The 18273-nt window shown below is 40.5% G+C and carries 18 protein-coding genes and 2 pseudogenes; 13 read left to right on the top strand and 7 right to left on the bottom strand.

Annotated elements, in window-relative coordinates:
• Positions 1-140 precede the first annotated feature (140 nt).
• The 10 genes and pseudogenes from RMY32_RS29465 to RMY32_RS29420 all read left to right on the top strand — a co-directional run.
• Positions 141-425, top strand: a pseudogene (locus RMY32_RS29465) (class I SAM-dependent DNA methyltransferase); the annotation flags it as partial.
• 161 nt (positions 426-586) lie between these two features.
• Positions 587-763, top strand: coding sequence for a hypothetical protein (locus tag RMY32_RS29460; RefSeq protein ID WP_322712986.1), 177 nt, complete (start codon positions 587-589; stop codon positions 761-763).
• A gap of 58 nt (positions 764-821) precedes the next feature.
• Entirely contained in the window at positions 822-1070 is a 249-nt protein-coding gene (locus tag RMY32_RS29455; protein ID WP_409884279.1) for a hypothetical protein, read from the top strand.
• A gap of 262 nt (positions 1071-1332) precedes the next feature.
• A pseudogene (locus tag RMY32_RS29450) lies at positions 1333-1875 on the top strand (Rpn family recombination-promoting nuclease/putative transposase); the annotation flags it as partial.
• Positions 1876-2030: 155 nt separating this feature from the next.
• Positions 2031-3725, top strand: a complete 1695-nt coding sequence (locus RMY32_RS29445; RefSeq protein ID WP_322712982.1) for an ABC-F family ATP-binding cassette domain-containing protein — start codon at positions 2031-2033, stop codon at positions 3723-3725.
• Between the two features lie 221 nt (positions 3726-3946).
• Positions 3947-5545, top strand: a complete 1599-nt coding sequence (gpmI, locus tag RMY32_RS29440; protein ID WP_322712981.1) for a 2,3-bisphosphoglycerate-independent phosphoglycerate mutase — start codon at positions 3947-3949, stop codon at positions 5543-5545.
• 116 nt (positions 5546-5661) lie between these two features.
• Positions 5662-5895, top strand: coding sequence for a preprotein translocase subunit SecG (gene secG / locus RMY32_RS29435; protein WP_109011945.1), 234 nt, complete (start codon positions 5662-5664; stop codon positions 5893-5895).
• Positions 5896-5905: 10 nt separating this feature from the next.
• Positions 5906-6733, top strand: a complete 828-nt coding sequence (locus RMY32_RS29430) for a peptidase (RefSeq protein WP_322712980.1) — start codon at positions 5906-5908, stop codon at positions 6731-6733.
• Positions 6734-6771: 38 nt separating this feature from the next.
• Complete coding sequence (locus tag RMY32_RS29425) at positions 6772-7140, top strand: putative toxin-antitoxin system toxin component, PIN family (protein WP_322712979.1); 369 nt, start codon at positions 6772-6774, stop codon at positions 7138-7140.
• Positions 7141-7199: 59 nt separating this feature from the next.
• Positions 7200-7436, top strand: coding sequence for a hypothetical protein (locus tag RMY32_RS29420; RefSeq protein ID WP_322712978.1), 237 nt, complete (start codon positions 7200-7202; stop codon positions 7434-7436).
• A gap of 62 nt (positions 7437-7498) precedes the next feature.
• On the opposite strand, the gene RMY32_RS29415 is transcribed toward RMY32_RS29420, so the two are convergent.
• From RMY32_RS29415 to RMY32_RS29385, 7 genes are all read right to left on the bottom strand, one after another.
• Complete coding sequence (locus RMY32_RS29415; RefSeq protein WP_322712977.1) at positions 7499-7942, bottom strand: DUF29 domain-containing protein; 444 nt, start codon at positions 7940-7942, stop codon at positions 7499-7501.
• A 163-nt stretch (positions 7943-8105) separates the two neighbouring features.
• The gene (locus RMY32_RS29410) at positions 8106-8501 is read right to left on the bottom strand and encodes a hypothetical protein (protein ID WP_322712976.1); all 396 of its coding nucleotides are present in this window, start codon (positions 8499-8501) and stop codon (positions 8106-8108) included.
• Positions 8502-8625: 124 nt separating this feature from the next.
• Positions 8626-9774, bottom strand: a complete 1149-nt coding sequence (locus tag RMY32_RS29405; RefSeq protein WP_322712975.1) for a glycosyltransferase family 4 protein — start codon at positions 9772-9774, stop codon at positions 8626-8628.
• A 357-nt stretch (positions 9775-10131) separates the two neighbouring features.
• Positions 10132-11778 carry an MFS transporter gene (locus RMY32_RS29400; protein ID WP_322712992.1) on the bottom strand — a complete coding sequence of 549 codons (1647 nt, stop codon included), beginning with the start codon at positions 11776-11778 and terminating at the stop codon, positions 10132-10134.
• Positions 11765-12781: a DNA repair protein RecO gene (gene recO, locus RMY32_RS29395; protein WP_322712974.1), complete on the bottom strand. Its 1017-nt coding sequence runs from the start codon at positions 12779-12781 to the stop codon at positions 11765-11767. Before recO ends, RMY32_RS29400 begins: the two co-directional genes overlap by 14 nt.
• A 105-nt stretch (positions 12782-12886) precedes the next feature.
• Positions 12887-13567, bottom strand: a complete 681-nt coding sequence (deoC, locus tag RMY32_RS29390; protein WP_322712972.1) for a deoxyribose-phosphate aldolase — start codon at positions 13565-13567, stop codon at positions 12887-12889.
• A gap of 170 nt (positions 13568-13737) precedes the next feature.
• On the bottom strand, positions 13738-14916 hold the full coding sequence (locus RMY32_RS29385) for a DNA cytosine methyltransferase (RefSeq protein ID WP_322712970.1): 1179 nt from the start codon (positions 14914-14916) through the stop codon (positions 13738-13740).
• 340 nt (positions 14917-15256) lie between these two features.
• Here RMY32_RS29385 and RMY32_RS29380 point away from each other — a divergent pair, with 340 nt between their 5' ends.
• The 3 genes from RMY32_RS29380 (at position 15257) to RMY32_RS29370 (ending at position 18224) form a co-directional block, all read left to right on the top strand.
• Entirely contained in the window at positions 15257-16531 is a 1275-nt protein-coding gene (locus tag RMY32_RS29380; protein ID WP_322712968.1) for a glycosyltransferase family 4 protein, read from the top strand.
• A gap of 737 nt (positions 16532-17268) precedes the next feature.
• On the top strand, positions 17269-17727 hold the full coding sequence (gene rsfS, locus RMY32_RS29375) for a ribosome silencing factor (protein WP_322712967.1): 459 nt from the start codon (positions 17269-17271) through the stop codon (positions 17725-17727).
• A complete protein-coding gene (locus tag RMY32_RS29370; protein WP_322712965.1) occupies positions 17724-18224 on the top strand; it encodes a CGLD27 family protein in 501 nt (166 codons plus the stop codon). Before rsfS ends, RMY32_RS29370 begins: the two co-directional genes overlap by 4 nt.
• The last annotated feature ends 49 nt before the right edge of the window (positions 18225-18273 follow it).

The raw sequence follows: 18273 nt of genomic DNA, 5'->3' as shown, positions 1-18273 counted from the left end.
CCTTCAATAGGTCATCAGTGATAGCATAAATTGTAATTATTTCGTTTAACATTACCCCTCCTAATTTTTCCTCTGGAGGGGATTTTATTGCTCATGCAATGCCACCTGAACACCTGCAAGCATAACTAGCAACTTGGGTTAAATTAATTAATCAAATTCGCTCAAAAGCTGACGAACTTCATCAATACCGCACACAACAAATGGAGTCAAAAAAGTGGGGAATCACTACGCTGTATAACAAATTTTTTGATGAGCCAACCAGCCAGCTTTATAAACTGCATGAACAGTTAGATAAATTAGTGATGCAAGCCTATGGTTTTGATTCTAGCGATGACATTTTAGAGAAACTCTTGGAATTGAATTTAGAGCTAGCTAAGAAAGAAAAACAGAGAGAATCTATTATTGGGCCTTGGGTACCAGTCTGAAATATAGCATTCCTAAATCATTTGTGAAAAGTTAGATCCCCGACTTCTTTGAGAAGTCGGGGATCTGGACGCTGCGAAATAGCGAGAAAATATAACCCCTGGCGGATAATGAGTAAGTGGATTTAAAATGGTGCAATCTTAAAATATTTAGGGGTGCAGCTATGTCGCTACGCAACGAACCATTAGATTGGCATTTTGAATCAAATGAGCCTTATATACCAATTTACCATAAAGGTGATTTGGTGGGATTTTTTAAACCAGAATATGCTGGCGAAATTATTAAGTTTCTAAATGAAGAAGAAGTTTTAAAAAAAAGCACTAAAAATGGCTTGTACTGATTTAATTAAAAAACTGGGAGGCGATACCAGGAAAGTATATTATTTAATGGAAAAATATGTGAAAACTAGTGAACGTCCAAAGTATGGAACTAGAGCGATCGCAGTTTTACTTCAAGATCGGCAAAAAGAGCTTGACTTGAGTAATCAGGAGTTTGCTAAGTTCTGCGATACCTTTAAATTATCTCCTACGGAACTGAATAATATTTATGCCGGAGAAGCATTTGATGATAATTTATTAGCGCCCCTTTCACGTATATTAGGGATAACAAAAGAGCAATTATTGAAAGTGCGAGATGGTTGTGAATAACAAAGTAACACATGAACAGCAAATCAAAATCTTCAAATGATATAAAATTGTGAAAACAGACATCATCATTTTTAATTCGTAATTCGTAATTCGTAGTTCGTAGTTAAAAGTCCATTAATTATAAATTATTAATTAATCCATTGAGAGTACGGAGGAAATCAATTTATTGATAAAAAAATAAATTTGATTTTTTCTTCAAGCTACTGCATTTCTGTGTGGGGTAATAATTACGAATTACGAATTAACAATTACAAATTATTTTGACTGGGCTGCTGTGGTTTTATACCCAAACAGGAATGTAGATACAGGAGAGATCAAACATTACCGTGAGTTTTTCACAAGTGGGCGCGTCAGGCGCATTTATTTGGATGAATTAGGTGAAGGTGGATCGCTTCCAATTGGCATTGCAACTGCTAAATTAGTAATTGCAACCGAAGACATTGCGATCGCACAAGCAAGGGAGTTGATAGACAGAACCAAATCAGAGATAAACTCACCATCAAAACAGCAGCAATTATTACAATTTATAGAAACTATTTTGGCTTACAAGTTTCCCACAATGAGTAGGGAGGAGATGGAAGAAATGTTTGGCTTAAGTGAGTTAAAGCAAACCAGATTTTATCAGGAAGCCTTTCAGGAAGGGGTTGAACAAGGCATTGAACAAGGTGAGGTTAGAGGTGAGATTAAAGGGAAACTAAAAGCAGTACCAGCAATGTTGGCAGTCGGGTTGACTGTAGAACAAGTAGCACAGGCGCTAGATTTGAGTGTCGAAGAAGTCAGACAAGTAATACAAAGCCAGCCTTAAGATAGATGTGGTAAATTTTATCCGTGGCTCCAGCCAAATTTTGTTTGCGGCTTCCGAACTCGATCGCGACGAATTTATAGTTAATTTTTGTTAATATTAGAGGCGGTGTTAGTACTTCGTCCTCAACCACCCACTCCCTACCTGAGAGAAACTTAATGCTGCGACTAGAAAATATAAGTAAAATTTATCCCACAGGCGAAGTTCTCAAAGATATCAACTGGGAAGTTAAACCAGGCGATCGCATTGGCTTAGTCGGTGTCAACGGTGCTGGAAAATCTACCCAACTCAAAATCATCTCTGGGGAAATTGAACCCACCGCAGGCGAAATTATCCGTCCTAATAGCTTACATATAGCCTACCTCAACCAAGAGTTTGAAGTAGACCCTACCCGCACCGTTAAAGAAGAATTTTGGACTGTCTTCAAAGAAGCCAACGAAGTACAGTTAGCTCTGGCACATATACCACAGGAGATGGAAACGGCTAACCCAGATCAACTGGATCGGCTGATCGAGAAATTGGATCGCTTGCAGCGCAAATTTGAAGCCTTGGATGGCTACAACTTAGATGCACGCATCGGGAAAATTTTACCAGAGATGGGGTTTGGGCTAGAAGATGGCGATCGCCTCGTCAGTGCCTTCAGTGGTGGTTGGCAAATGCGGATGAGTTTGGGTAAAATCCTGCTGCAAAAACCTGACTTGTTGCTGCTGGATGAACCGACTAACCACCTAGATTTAGAAACTATTGAGTGGTTGGAAAATTACCTCAGAGGGCTGATTACGCCAATGGTAATAGTCTCCCATGACCGGGAGTTCCTTGACCGCCTCTGCACTCAAATTGTGGAAACTGAACGTGGCGTTTCCACTACTTACCTTGGTAACTACTCAGCATATTTGTCACAAAAAGCCGAAAGTCAATCAGCACAACTGAGTGCTTACGAACGCCAACAGAAAGAATTAGAAAAACAGCAAACCTTTGTTGATAGATTCCGCGCCAGTGCTACCCGCAGTACTCAGGCAAAAAGCCGGGAAAAGCAACTAGAAAAAATTGAGCGCATTGAAGCACCCATTGCTGGGGTAAGAACTCTACATTTCCGTTTTCCACCCGCACCCCGCAGTGGACGCGAGGTAGTAGAAATTCAAGATTTAACTCATCTTTATGGTGATAAAATCTTGTTTTTGGCAGCAAATCTGCTAATTGAAAGAGGCGATCGCATTGCTTTTCTTGGCCCCAACGGTGCTGGAAAATCTACCCTTCTGCGCGTAATTATGGGTATGGAACAACCCACAGAAGGTCTTGTTAAATTAGGGGATCATAACGTTATTCCTGGTTACTTTGAGCAAAATCAAGCTGAAGCTTTGGATTTGAAAAAAACTGTCATGGAAACTATCCATGATGAAGTTCCCGACTGGGATAATCAAGAAGTCCGCACGCTTTTGGGACGCTTCTTATTTACTGGAGACACAGTATTTAAGGCAGTTGCGGCATTAAGTGGAGGAGAAAAAGCTCGTTTGGCATTGGCAAAAATGCTCTTACGTCCTGCTAACCTACTAATTTTAGATGAGCCGACAAACCACCTAGATATTCCAGCTAAAGAAATGCTGGAAGAGGCGCTCCAAAACTATGATGGCACGGCAATTGTAGTCTCTCATGACCGCTACTTTATTTCTCAAGTAGCAAATAAAATCGTCGAAATTCGTGATGGCGAATTCCGCGTCTATTTAGGAGATTATCATTACTATCTCCAGAAAATTGCCGAAGAAAAAGAACAGGCAAAATTAGCTGCAATAGAAGCCGAAAAAGCAGCGAAAAAAGCGGCTAAAGCTGCTAAAGCTTCTACAAAAAGGAAATGAGAAACTAGAAAATGGCTTAGTAGTAGCGTTTTAGCGCTATTACTAAGTAATCACTCCTTATGAGTGTTCCAAAACGTCACAGGAAAACTACTAAAATTTAAAAAATATTTCCAAAAACCGCAAGTCCTTCGTAAAAGAAGTTAATAAGCAAAAATTCACTTGCGGCGTGGATTAGCAGTGGTATCATTCGGGTATTACAAAAAGTAAAGGGCAATTTTACTATGACCAAAGCACCTGTTGCTCCTGTGGTGCTAGTCATTTTAGACGGATGGGGCTACTGCGACCAAACGCGAGGAAATGCCATTATTGCTGCTAAAACTCCCATTGTGGACAGTTTATGGGCAGCTTACCCGCATACTCTCATCCACACATCAGGAAAAGCCGTAGGGTTGCCAGAAGGTCAAATGGGCAACTCGGAAGTTGGTCATTTGAACATTGGTGCTGGACGAGTGGTACCGCAAGAACTTGTACGCATCTCCGATGCAGTCGAAGACGGTTCTATTGCCTTAAACCCAGCACTCGTCAAAATTTGCCAGGAAGTTCGTTCTCGGAATAGCAAGCTGCATCTAGTCGGGCTTTGTTCTGAGGGAGGGGTACATTCGCATATCACCCATCTATTCGGACTACTTGACTTAGCCAAGAACCAGCAAATTCCAGAAGTTTGTATTCACGCCATCACCGATGGTCGTGACACAGCCCCAACTGACGGTGTAAGAGCGATCGCGCTGCTACAAGATTATATAGACCGCATAGGAATTGGGTGCATAGTTACCCTCAGCGGTCGCTACTACGCGATGGATCGCGATCGCCGCTGGGATCGAGTCAAACGCGCCTACGACATGATGATACAAGATAGTGTTGGTAATGGTCTCAAGGCTGTGGAAGTCTTGCAAGCATCTTACGACCAAGGGATAAAAGATGAATTTGTCAACCCAATCAGAATTGCTCCCGGTGCAATAGAACCAGGGGATGGGGTGATATTTTTCAACTTCCGCCCCGACCGCTCCAGACAACTGACTCAAGCTTTGGTCAGTCCCACTTTTAACGGTTTTGAAAGACAGCAAATCACACCCCTGTCTTTTGTCACTTTTACCCAGTACGATCCAGACTTACCCGTGGCTGTAGCCTTTGAGCCGCAGAATCTCAGTAACATTCTGGGAGAAGTCATAGCCAATCATGGTCTGAATCAGTTCCGCACCGCCGAAACAGAAAAATACGCCCACGTCACCTATTTCTTTAATGGGGGTCTGGAGGAACCTTTTCCCGGAGAAGATCGGGAACTAGTAAGCAGCCCGATGGTAGCAACTTACGATCGCGCCCCAGCGATGTCAGCAGCAGCAGTTACAGATGTTGCGATCGCTGCGATTCAAAAGGGTGCGTATTCTCTAGTTGTAATTAACTATGCCAACCCAGACATGGTAGGGCATACCGGTCAAATCGACGCTACCATTACAGCGATTGAAACAGTCGATCGCTGTTTGGGACGTTTGTTAGAAAGCGTTATCAAAGCCGGCGGTACAACAATTATTACTGCCGATCACGGTAACGCTGAGTATATGCTAGATGAGGGGGGTAATCCCTGGACAGCCCACACCACTAACCCAGTCCCCTTGATCTTGGTAGAAGGCGAGAAAGTTAAAATCCCTGGATATGGTACAAATGTCGAACTGCGAAGCGATGGCAAGCTATCCGACATTGCCCCCACAATTCTAGAGATTTTACAGCTGCCTCAGCCACCAGAAATGACCGGGCGATCGCTGCTGAAAACAGCAGAATACGAGCTACAACGTACTCGCACTCCCGTGCAAGTAGGGCTGTAAAAAATTGCTGAGTACAGAGGCGATTAATCGGCTCTGTACAAGAGTTAGGAGTTTACTAAAAACTCCTAACTTTTGAATTCTGTTTTTTGAAACTTTTTATAAATGAGATTCCTACCATGACAGTTAGTAATATCGTGCAAGGCATTTGGGCATTTTCCGCCACTGGTTTGATTATCTTGGTTTTACTGCATAGTCCTAAAGGTGATGGCGTTGGCGCTATTGGTGGACAAGCCCAGCTATTTAGCAGCACCAAGAGTGCAGAAAACACCTTAAACCGAATTACTTGGGCATTGACAGTAATTTTTCTCGGTTTAACAGTAGTTTTAAGTGCTGGTTGGCTGCCTAAATAAGGATAGGTAAATGGGGAAAAGAACCCAACACCAGATACTTAACACCCTAAAAAATTTAATTTCACGACGGTTAATTACAGCTCTTGCCTTGTTTATTGGCACAGGGCTGTTAATCATTTTTACTAATATCCAGTTGAGTAATGGGTTTGCAATAGTACCAGAATATGTACATTTAGATTTAATAATTTGTCTCGCCACTTCCCCAAAACCACATCCCCTACCGCCCACACTGGCGCAGTGGCAAGATAACACTAACAGTGGTGACTACTTTTCCCAAATCACAACAACCCAAGTTGGTTATTTAGTCTGGTCGCAATTTCCTGTTAGAGTTTACGTAGAACCACCAAAAGCTGTTAGCGAGAAACAAGCTCAAGCATGGGTCAATGGTGTCTTGCAGGGTATACAGGAGTGGAGTACTTATTTACCTTTAACAGTAGTCGAACAGCCAGAAATTGCTGATATTACGATTGTCCGAAAAGCACCACCTCTACAAATTTCGCCTGGTAGTAATATACCCCGTGCGCGATCGGCCCAAACTACTTACGAGTTATACACCAGCAACAAAGTCTTATCCCACCGCTTCACCATCTTGTTAAGCCCCAGTCAAACAGGTGAGTATCTTATTGCAGCTACCCGCCACGAATTCGGTCATGCGCTGGGAATTTGGGGTCATAGTCCGCTACAAACTGATGCTTTATACTTTTCTCAAGTTCGTAACCCGTCGCCTATTTCTGCCAGAGATGTAAATACTCTAAAACGGGTTTATGAACAGCCAACCAGTTTAGGATGGTCTTTAGTAGATAATTCAAAGATTAATCGATCGATAGGTAGACTATAAGCTCGTCACTACGGAAAAATGCTAGTAATAGCGAAATAATGACATATTCGTACCAACTTGTACTTAATACTAATGTACTGCTTACTGGTTTACGATCTAATCGTGGTGCATCTTACAAACTGTTAACAATTCTGAATGATACACGTTGGCAGTTAAATGTCTCTACCACCTTAGTCTTCGAGTATGAAGAAATTCTCAAACAAGAAAAAGAGCAGCTTGGATTGAGCGATGAAGATATTGACAACGTTATTGAAGCTATTTGTAGAATCGCTAATAGATGTAGCATTTTCTATTTATGGCGGCCAGTAGCACGCGATCCTGATGATGATTTTCTCATCGATTTAGCTGTTGAATACCAAGCCGACTTTATCATCACTTACAATAAAAAAGATTTACAAGCAGCCTAAAAATTCGGACTGAGGGTAGTTTCACCCAAAGAATTCTTGCAAATAGTAGGAGAAATTCCATGACTAACTTAAATGTACAGCTACCCGAATCTTTATACAAACAAATTGAAGCTTTAGGATCCAGAGAAAATATTTCTATTGAACAACTTGCAACTATTGCCTTATCTGCACAAGTTTCTGCATGGATGACTAAAGACTATTTGGAAGAAAAAGTCAAAAGCGGTAGTTGGGAAAAATTTCAGCAAGTTTTGAATAAAGTACCTAACGTAGAACCAGAAGAATACGATAAATTGTAGTGACTTAATTTTATGATATTCTGAGTTAAAATATGAATATGTCTCGTGCAAAGAATCAGAGATTAAGGCAACCAATTTTTATCCAAAATTTGATCTAAAGTATAAGCACATAATTCAGGTAAATTGGTTAAATTCGTTTTAGCTTTTACATAATCTAAGGCATTGCTATAAATTCTGCTGAAATTCTCCTCTAAATGATTGCGTAAATTGGCACTTAAATCTTCATTTAGTTGGTTCCGAAAACTAATGATTTCTGCTGCCCAATGATTAGCATTTCTTGGCTTTTCTAAATCCCAATATTGATAAAGTAATAAATGTCTAATAATCTGTTCTAATAAACTTCTTATTCGCCTTTTTTCATTCTTAGCCAAATCTTCCAATTCTTCTATTAAGTTTTCATAGTCAATGTCTGCTAATTGTCGATTTTTGAGACATTTAATAGTCTCCTCTAACCATTGCAGGTAATTGGATTCATATAATGTTTTTATGTCGATGATTGCAGTCATTTTTTGATTTTGTAGCTTTAATTTACTACTATTTATTATTTCATGTTAACTAATTTATTAATTTTTGCCGAGAATTGCCTAGAAAAAATATACACAGCATTGATAAGTTAAGTCAGAAGATATCCAGCGACTCCCAGAAGAATAATTAAGCAAAAGTTCTACCCTACCGTCTGTCAGTAATCCAAATCTCTCGCTGTTCTCCCTGAATCAACTGTACAGTTCCAAACCTTTCCTCAATTTTGCGTGGCAAACTGTATATCCCAAAGATGTAAACGCAATCTTCTTCTGGTTGATTTGTCAAAACACGAACTCTGGCTTCGTTATCTTGTAAACGCTCTATGAAAATAGATGCACAAATTTCAACATCTTCAGGAATCTCATATACTTCCTTGGAAAAGGTGAATCTCTTCTCCAAACTATTTGCAATTTGGTGAATAACGTTTTGTTCGGGCAACGGATTTGTGAAGCAGTAGACGTATGTTCGGCAGCACTTTCCATGTTCTAGCTGCTCTAAGTCAGGGATATTTATCACCGTTATCTGACTTGCGTGATACTTCACTTTTTTAACTTTAGATAGCCTTGTAAAACTGGTAAGAGAATTCTGAGTTAGGTATTTGTATTTTACCCGATCGCACTTATTGCCATCTTAAGATTTACAGTGCGATCGCACTTTTTCCCTTTCCCTACGCTCTGCGACTTAGTGGTAGAGGTCGCTGTGCTAAAACTCCTTTATAAAGTTCTTCCAGCATACTAATATTTTTACTAAGGGTATAGCGGTCTAATACACGCTGTCTAGCTTTTTGCCCCAGTAGGGTTGTTAACTCTGGATGGTCTTGCAGCACTGGTAAAAGGGTTCTCAATTGCGATCGCGCTGTTTTAGTACTAATAACTACACCCGCGCCCTTTTCCAATACTTCTCCGTCTGCACCCACATCTGTTGCTAAACAAGCCAACCCACACGCCATTCCTTCTAACAGAGATAAGGACAAACCCTCTACCAATGAAGGCAATACGAATACATCTGCGCCCCGCAAAATTTCGATGCGTCGGTCTTCATCAGCGACAAATCCTAACCAGATAATGCCATATTCTGAACCATAAAACGGCTCTAAGGAAGACTTTAAAGGGCCGTCGCCAACAATTAATAACTTAGTACCAGGCCCCATTGCGGACTGCTTCCAAGCCCGAAGCAAGGCTTCAACATTTTTCTCTGGCGCTATGCGACCCTGATACACAAATAAACGTTCGGCTTTAAATTCTGCTTTGATTTGAGAAAATCCTGGAGAATACTTGGCAGTATCAACACCGTTAGGAATTACGGCAATATTTTCTTCCCTCACGCCCATCCCTGCCAATAATTCTCGCTGAATTTGGGAAAATACAATCACGCGATCGTAGTTAACTAAAAAAGGTGCGTAGAGCTGATAAGCCAAAAGTTGTGTTCCCGATACCAGCTTTGCTCCCTTGCCAGCAAATGGCGTGTGAAAAGTGGCAACTAGGGGCAACCTCAGTTCCTCACAGATTTCCGGTAGAAAAAAGTCTAGAGGAGATAATGTTAAGGAAGCATGGACTACATCTGGTTTGATTTCCCGCAGTGAATCGGTTAAAACTTTGGTGGCTTTAAAAGTGGGAATTGTGTAAACCTGGGACTTGTAAATGAAAGGTAGGGAAACCTCTCGAAGATTTGGCCAATTATCAGGTTCGGACTCTTCCTGGGCAAAGTGAAGAAAGCTAACTTGATGTCCCCTATCTAGCAAGGCATTTGTAATTTCTCGACTGTAGGTGACATTGCCGCAAAAGGGTGATTTTTTTCCAATCCAGGCTATACGCATTCTTTATTTAGCTGTAAGAAAAGCGGGTTAAATCTATTAATTGTGTGTCCTTTGTGATTTTTATTTTATCTAGCTATACTTGCTGGTTTTTTATTTATTAAAAATTTCCACAACTTTATACTAGTTTAAAAAGCTTATTTTCTAGCTAATTAAACCAGTGGATTGATGGCTTTATTTATTTTAGTTATAAGTTGTTAATTTCTGATATTTCAACAACTTATTCTGACTAATGTCAGATTCATATCCGGCAAGTATGTGATAAATTTTCACTGGCAACAGTTTACCATGAATACAAAAGCTTTAAGTAAATTATTAATTACATCAAGGTAATGAATAATAACTCTTGTTAGCTGATAACTACTTGTGTGAGTTATACCAAGTTAATATACCTCCTGAAAAGACGATCGCAGCTAATCCCAAAAAAACAACCTGTAATCCCAGAAAGGTTTCTGCAACACCAGCTAATGCTAAAGGTAAGGAGAGGGCAATATTAATTACATTGTTCTGCAAGCCAAAAACTTTACCACGCATTTCTGGAGGTGTTTCTGTTTGGATGGCAGTTTGCATGGGAATTCCCACTAGTGCCCCAAAGATGCCCACTAGCGCTACCAGTAACAAGACGAGCCACAGTTGAGTTGTAAATACTGACAGACCAATCAGGGATGCAGCCATACCCATACAACCGCACAGACTTAGCTGAGTATAGGAGAAACGTTGACCAAATTGACCAAGAATTGTTGCTCCAGCAGCGATGCCAACACCGCCAGCTGCTAGTAAAAAGCCAAACTGGGAGGCTTTCATATTGGGAATTATTTCTGCCATCCGAACGGCTAGAACAGTTAATGCTGCAAAGACAGAAAACAAGATAATCAGTTGAATCAAAGCATTGCGGACGCGATGATTTGCTTTGAGATAGGCAAAACCGTCTCGCAAGTCAGAGAATACGTGAGGGAATTCTGTATCGGGGTGGTGTTTTTCCTTAGTTGCCAGGATGAACAAAATTATTCCAGCGATCGCATAACTGCCACCTACTAAAAGTTCTTTGCCCAAACTACCACTACCACCAATTTGCAGCCAAAGTCCATCAGCGATCGCTAACAATGGTTCCCCAACAGCAAACCCAACAATCACCGATGCCATCATCGTTGTTGTGTAAAGCGAATTAGCCGAGAGTAAATGCTGTTCTTCTACAATCAAGGGAATTGCCGCCTGTTCTGCCGGAGCAAAAAACTGGGTCAAAGTCGAAACTAAAAAAGTCACACCCAAGATAATTACAAAACCCACTGGCAACAATCCTATGGGTTTCCAATCATGAGTCAACCACAGCATGAAGGGAATTGACAAAACCAGAATGCCGCGCCAAATATTTGTTGCTACCAGCACAGCCTTTTTCGACCAGCGATCAACAAACACTCCAGCAACGGAACCAAACAATACGGCTGGAATAGTAAAAGCCATCATCAAGACTGATACCCAACCACTAATACTCTGATTGCTTCCTTGAAACTGAGTATTAATCAAGGCAATCATCAGTACCAAATAAACTTTATCTGCTAGTTGAGAGAAAACTTGACCGCCCCAAAGAGCCAAGAAATTAGGATTTTTTAATACAGGTAAAAATCCTAGCTGTTTTACATTCCCTGTAATAGCTTCTCCACCTGAACCCGACCCATCTAATTTCGGTAATTCTTTCTCTGGGCTAGTAGCTACTGACATCTGCCCATTACGAAGGCCATTGCTATCTACCTCAGCAGTGGTTAATTTGTCCTCAGATTGTGTTTCTGATTGGCTTGTAACATCAGTTTTTGGGATCTCTGTTGTCCAACTTTGATCGTTTTTAGAAACGTCTTTTGGGGACATTTCTTGGCCATTTATTTGACTAGGTGTACACTTGGGAACAGCACTCAAGTGATTTCTGACTGTAGGATCTGATACTCTATTCTGTTTTTTGGCGAGGTTAGGTGACAAAGGCAGGATTTTTTTATCCAAATCAGACGGTTGCATCATGGTTGGCAGCAAAATAAGAGTCGATCAAGGTAGCAGAGCGAATAGGGCGACCTAATTGATACTGAGCATACTGGCGCAAAATCTGCTCAACAGATAACCAGTTACGATCTCTAGCACCATCAATTTGCATTATCTCTGGTTGTGACAGATGTTGAAGCAAAGCTAGTTCCATAGCACCCAAACGACTAGAAATCACAGGTATTTCTTGCCGATGCATAACAATTGTTTGGGCATTGGGGAGCCAGTGCGTTGCGGAGGTTTCCTCCGTTGAAACAACTGGCGTCATTGGGAATGGAGCATTGAGCATTGCGGATGGGGCATTGGGCATTGGGTATTGGTTATTAATCTCTCCCTGCTCCCCTGCTCCCCTGCTTCTCTGCCTCTGTGCCCTTATCTCCCTTTCTCCTTCTTTTCGCAAACGTTCTCTAGCTTCTAAGGAAACCGTTCCACCCGCAGGGATGCTAAATCCTACTTGCCAGTTGGGGTCTGTGAAGTCTGGCTTCAGGGAACGTTGAGATAGGCAGCAGATTTGCACTTGTGGCGTCAGTCCTGCTAAGGCTAAAAGATGAAACACAGCATGAGCTAGATGAGCCAAAACACCAAATGAATTTGCACTAGACACCGCCTCTAAGCGATGGAGATGTTCATTGAACAAATCATAAAGTTCTTCTTGGGGTTGTTCGCTCAAAGCTTCACACAGAACTATTTCTGCTAAATATTGACTGGCAGCCAGTTTTCCCAAATCTTTAGCTAAACCAGGATAAGTTTTTAACGTCTGTGCTTGAGTAATTTTATCAAGCGATCGCCCTTTAGCAATTAATAGTTCATTCACAACAAACATTCCACTCCTACCGCCCAGGCTGGAGTTGTGCTTACGTGACCCTGGAGCCACAGCTCGAATTAGACCGAATTCTCGTGTCAAAATCGTCACTATTTTATCCGATTCTCCTAGCGCCTGGGTTTTAAGATTAATACCAGTTGCTTTATAGGTTCTACTCATTACTCATTAGTCATTACTCATTAGTAGTTATTTAGTCATTAGTCATTGGTCAACGGTCATTAGATTAGGATAAATGACAAAAGACAAATGACAAAGGACAAATGACTATTCACCCTTTCCCAAGTTATCGCGCTGACGGATCAAATCCATACCGCGAGATGTGCCTAATCTAGTAGCACCTGCTAAGATTAAGTCTAGGGCTTGATTGATAGTGTGAATACCACCTGAAGCCTTAATTCCCACTTTTTCTTTTGCCAATTCCTGCAAAAGTCGTACATCTGCCACTGTGGCACCACCATTCCAACCTGTACTAGTTTTTAAGAACGCTGCTCCCGCCTCCATAGCTATTTCAGCAGCTATTTTTTTCTCTGCATCTGTCAACAGGTTAGTTTCCAAAATTACTTTGACTGTTTGCCCAGTCTCTTCGCAAATTTCGGCAATCTCCCGATGGACTTTTTCAGTTTTGCCAGCTTTCAACCAGCCCAAATTCATGACTACATCCAACTCAGTGGCCCCACTATCCACCGCTTCTTGAGCTTCATACAGTTTCACTGCTGAAGTCGTTGCACCAGAAGGAAAGCCTATCACCGTAGAAACTTTCGGGTTTTTACCGTGGAGAAGTTCAACTGCTTGCTTAACATTAGCGGGGAACAGACAAACTGCTGCAAAGTTGAATCTATATGCTTCTTCACACCATTGCTCAACCTGCTCTGGAGTAGCGGTTGGCGTTAACAGTGCGTGATCGATAAATGGCGCAATATCAATATCTGGATAGTCTGCTGCCATCGTGTCTTCTGCCAGTGATTGATTATTAAACTTTATAAAAAATTAAAACATTTCTTATATATATATTAAACCACATTTATTACGAGTTTATCCTGAAAACAAATTGCTGAATTGTCTTTAATATCGGCTTTACAAATATCCCAGGATTAATACAAGTGTTTAAGTTAACGCTAAGTAGTAGTAATACTGGGAATATAAAGAGGTTTGTTTGCACTATTTGTTAAGAAGTTAATAATACTTTGAGCCAATGCCTGCGATGCCAAATATGGAACACCATTACCAATAGTTTTAAACATATTAGTGAGTGACATATTTTCTGGAAGTACAAAATTTGCAGGCAAAGATTGGATAGCTAAAGCTTCTGCTACAGAAATCCGCCGGACTTTGTAAGGATGTAAATGTACTTCATTATTTCCATAGCAAGCTGTCGGAGAGTAACGCCATCTATGCAGACGTTTGAAAGACTTTTTAGAATCATCTCCTTCATCAATAGCAGCAAATTTTGTGATACCTGCCCTTGGTTGAAAACAGTTTTCAGTATTGGGATGTTTCAGAACATTATTTTTTCTAAACCAGTATTCAACTGTTAATTCTTCAGGTATATTATCAGGACAAGGTATTAAAGAATTTTCTTGGAATGGTTCACACTTACACCAAGGGTAAGCAAAGGCTTTTTCGTGAGGATATAAAATATAATTATCCCAAGGAAAATATTCCTCATGTAGTAACTTTTCACTATCGATTTTGATTCCTATGTTCTGAAGAAAATTCTTTTTGAAACCAATTAAAATAATTCTTTCTCTATGCTGGGGTACGCCATATTCGATAGCATTAATTAATCGTTCTGTTAATATATAATCTGCTTCGTATAATTGTTGCTTGAGCAATTCAAAAAATAAACGATGTTTTGTAGTCTTCCATAAACCCTTAACGTTCTCAAATAAAAAGAAGTCGGGAAGATTTTGGCAAATTAATTCAATATATGAAGCAGAAAGTTGACCATTATCTCCTAAACTTCCTCGATTTTTTCCACCAATAGAAAAATCAGGACAGGGAGGCCCGCCGATGAAACCAATTATATGATGAGATTTGCGACAGTCTTTGACTAATTCTTTAAGGTGTTGTGCTGCTTTTCCGGTAATAAGATTTGTTACATCGGCTGGTTCACCGTGATGATATCCATATTCGGGCAATCGCATTTTCAGAACTTCTCGTGAATAGCGATAGGCGGCGATAAATGGGGCGAAGATTTCATTGACATAAACAATATTAAAACCGCTGGTTTCAAAACCTAAATCGAGGAAACCTGAGCCAGCAAAAAAAGAGAAAATACAAGGGCGATCGCTCATTGAATTACTAGTACGAGCAAAAAGTATTATTAATATTCAGATTTTAGGAAAATATTAACTATCCTAAATTTGATTTAAGGGTTGGCAAAAACTAATATATTTAGGATTTCTACGTAAGTACCAATTAAAAAATAACAATTAAAAAACTGCTTAACCAGTCAAAAAAATTTACAGTTTCTCTAAGTATTACATCTTAAAGTTTACTCAATCTTTAAGGAAAATACCTGACAGAAAAAGAGTCTGGAGTCACAATTAAATATAGGGGTTTCCAAGCCCAAATGATATTTCAGACAAATATTTGTCATTAAATAAAAAGCCGGGGTACTTCGGACTAAATTTTATGCGGATTTTAATTTACTCCTACAACTACTATCCAGAACCGATTGGTATTGCCCCACTAATGACTGAATTAGCAGAGGGACTAGTGAAACGTGGGCATGAAGTGCGTGTAGTCACCGCTATGCCCAATTACCCTGAGCGGCAAATTTACCAGGAATATCGGGGTAAATGGTATGTCAACGAATACAAAAATGGCGTTCAAATTCAACGCAGTTACGTTTGGATTCGTCCACAACCCAACCTATTAGATAGGGTGTTATTAGATGCTAGTTTCGTCGTCACTAGCTTTGTACCCGCCCTCATCGGTTGGCGCCCAGATGTGATACTCTCAACATCCCCATCCTTGCCAAGCTGTGTACCAGTTGCTCTTTTAGGATGGTTACGTGCTTGTCCTGTAATTTTAAATCTACAAGATATCTTACCAGAAGCAGCCGTCCATGTCGGTCTATTGAAAAATAAATTACTTATCCGATTGTTTACATTATTAGAAAAATTTGCTTACCGCACTGCCACTAAAATTAGCGTCATTGCCGATGGGTTTGTGGAAAATTTGCGATCTAAAGGCGTAGAAGCTGACAAAATTGTGCAAATTCCCAACTGGGTTGATGTAAATTTTATCCGCCCTTTGCCTAAAGAGGATAACCCTTTCCGTACAGCACATAATCTAAACGGCAAATTTCTAGTACTTTATTCAGGTAACATTGCCCTAACCCAAGGCTTAGAAAGCGTTGTCAAAGCTGCTTCTGTGTTGCGCCATATCCCAGATATTGTCTTTGTCATCGTTGGAGAAACAAAAGGTTTACAGCGATTACAACAGGAATGTCTAGACTGCGGCGCAGATAATGTGATGTTACTGCCATTTCAAGCCCGCAAAGATTTACCACAGATGTTAGCAGCTGCGGATATTGGTTTAGTGGTACAAAAGAAAAATGTTGTATCCTTCAACATGCCGTCAAAAATTCAAGTGTTACTTGCTAGTGGAGGGGCCTTAGTTGCTTCTGTACCCGATAATGGTACGGCAGCAAGAGCCATTAGGCAAAGTGGCGGCGGAGTTATCGTTCCTCCAGAAGATCCCCAAGCTTTAGCGATGGCAATTTTAGATTTGTACCAAAACCCCGAAAAAGTCAAAACTCTGGGTTATAAAAGTCGCCAATATGCCGTTGAGCAATATGCTTTTGAGCAAGCTTTAAATCAGTATGAGTCCTTGTGTTACTCATTGACAGCAGAACGTAGAGCAATTCAATCTACAGGCATAGTTACGAAACAAGAAGTTTAATCTTTGCTGCAAAATTATGTTACATCTGTAGAAATTACGATTATACTCTCATGCCTAAATATTAGGAATTTTTAAGGTAGCGAATTTTACTAATAAAAATATAACAATAGACAAGCAGGTTGTCAGGTGGATTGTTGAACTAAAAATCTCGTGGCTCACTTCATTCAATAGACCTCTTGCAAAAGTCCCTAACACCACACCCCCAACCCCTCCCCAAAGCATCGGAAAGAGGAGCATTTGCTTTACTCAAATGCGGGGTGGGGTTCTTTATTTTTGATTTATGCAAGAAGTTTAACCCGTGATTACCTACTTGCAAAGTATATATAAACACTATAAATCATAGGTGTATAATAAATCAGACTTTTGCTAGACCAGTAATTAGTATGCTGTGTTGTATCGTAATTTTTAGCAGACAGTATAAAGCGTAGATGTGTAGTTACTTGCAAATTACTAGCTTTAGATTACATATTATGCTGTTTGATTAATCTGCAATTATTTTCGCTGTCAATTACTGCTGCAAAGCTATTGGTTGATTTATCGCTGCACAATAACCATCAGCTTTTCAGCTGTTGCGGATATCGAAATCTAAACAGCCAATTATCAAACCAATCCCATAGACACCTGTTTTTTTGTTAGTATTCAAAAAAACCTATTGGCATATTTGTCAGATCAATTGTTCGTTGTTTGTAAGTAAATGTCAACAATTGTTTCAAAAGGAAGAAAGCACCTGAGGTTTAATGACTGATTATTTCCAAGGAAATTTCCCATTGCAATCTGTCCCACTGACGAAGAGTGCGGTAATAAGCCACGGCCAAACCGAAGAGGCGAGCGAAAAATTAGCTGCAACTATCGCTGTTGCGGCATCAGATCGCAAAGCAGGTGAGATTCTATTGCTCAAAGTAGCAGAAGTATCTTACTTGGCGGATTACTTTGTGATGATGACTGGCTATTCTAAGGTACAGGTAAGGGCGATCGCTCAAGCAATTGAAGGAAAAGTCGAAACTGAGTTGCAACGCCGTCCCTTAAGGACAGAAGGAAAAGTCGAGGGCAATTGGGTACTACAAGATTACGGTGATGTGATCGTTCATATCATGATGCCCAAGGAACGGGAGTTTTATAATTTAGAAGCGTTCTGGATTCATGCAGAACGTATTTCCCTTCCAGAATCTGATGAAGGTGAGGGTAAGCCAACATGATTAGGTCTTCGGTTTCTAATTGCCCAGTTCCTACAGACCAACAACCACTCAATGAATACGAAGAGTTAAAAACTTCCTGGCTATTTCGTGATACCACTTTACATTGGCGCGAGTATATCACGAAACTTGTTTGGATTTGGGGTTTATCTTGGCTCTTCGCAGGGCCTATAGCTGCGGCAAGTTTTCCTCCTCACAAGTATATTGCACATTTTCTTCTCTGTGGTGCAGCAGGAGCCAGTGTCGGGTTAGTGCTGATATTGGTAAGGTTATACTTAGGCTGGTTCTACGTATGTGATCGCCTTTGTAGTCCCACAGTATTTTATGAAGAGTCCGGCTGGTACGACGGTCAAACTTGGACAAAACCACAGGAAGTCCTGAACCGCGATCGCTTAATTGTTGCATACGAGATCAAACCCATTCTGCGACGGTTACAATTTACCTTCGCTGGGTTGGCGGGAATGTACGTTATTGGTACTATAGGTTGGCATTTGTTTTAAAGAGTCATTAGTCATTAGTCATTAGTCATTAGTCATTAGTAAATAAGCA

The sequence above is a fragment of the Nostoc sp. ChiSLP03a genome, assembly GCF_034531215.2.
Classification (GTDB): domain Bacteria; phylum Cyanobacteriota; class Cyanobacteriia; order Cyanobacteriales; family Nostocaceae; genus Nostoc.
The sequence above is the reverse complement of the archived record's forward strand: the minus strand, read 5'-3'. Positions and strand labels throughout refer to the sequence as shown.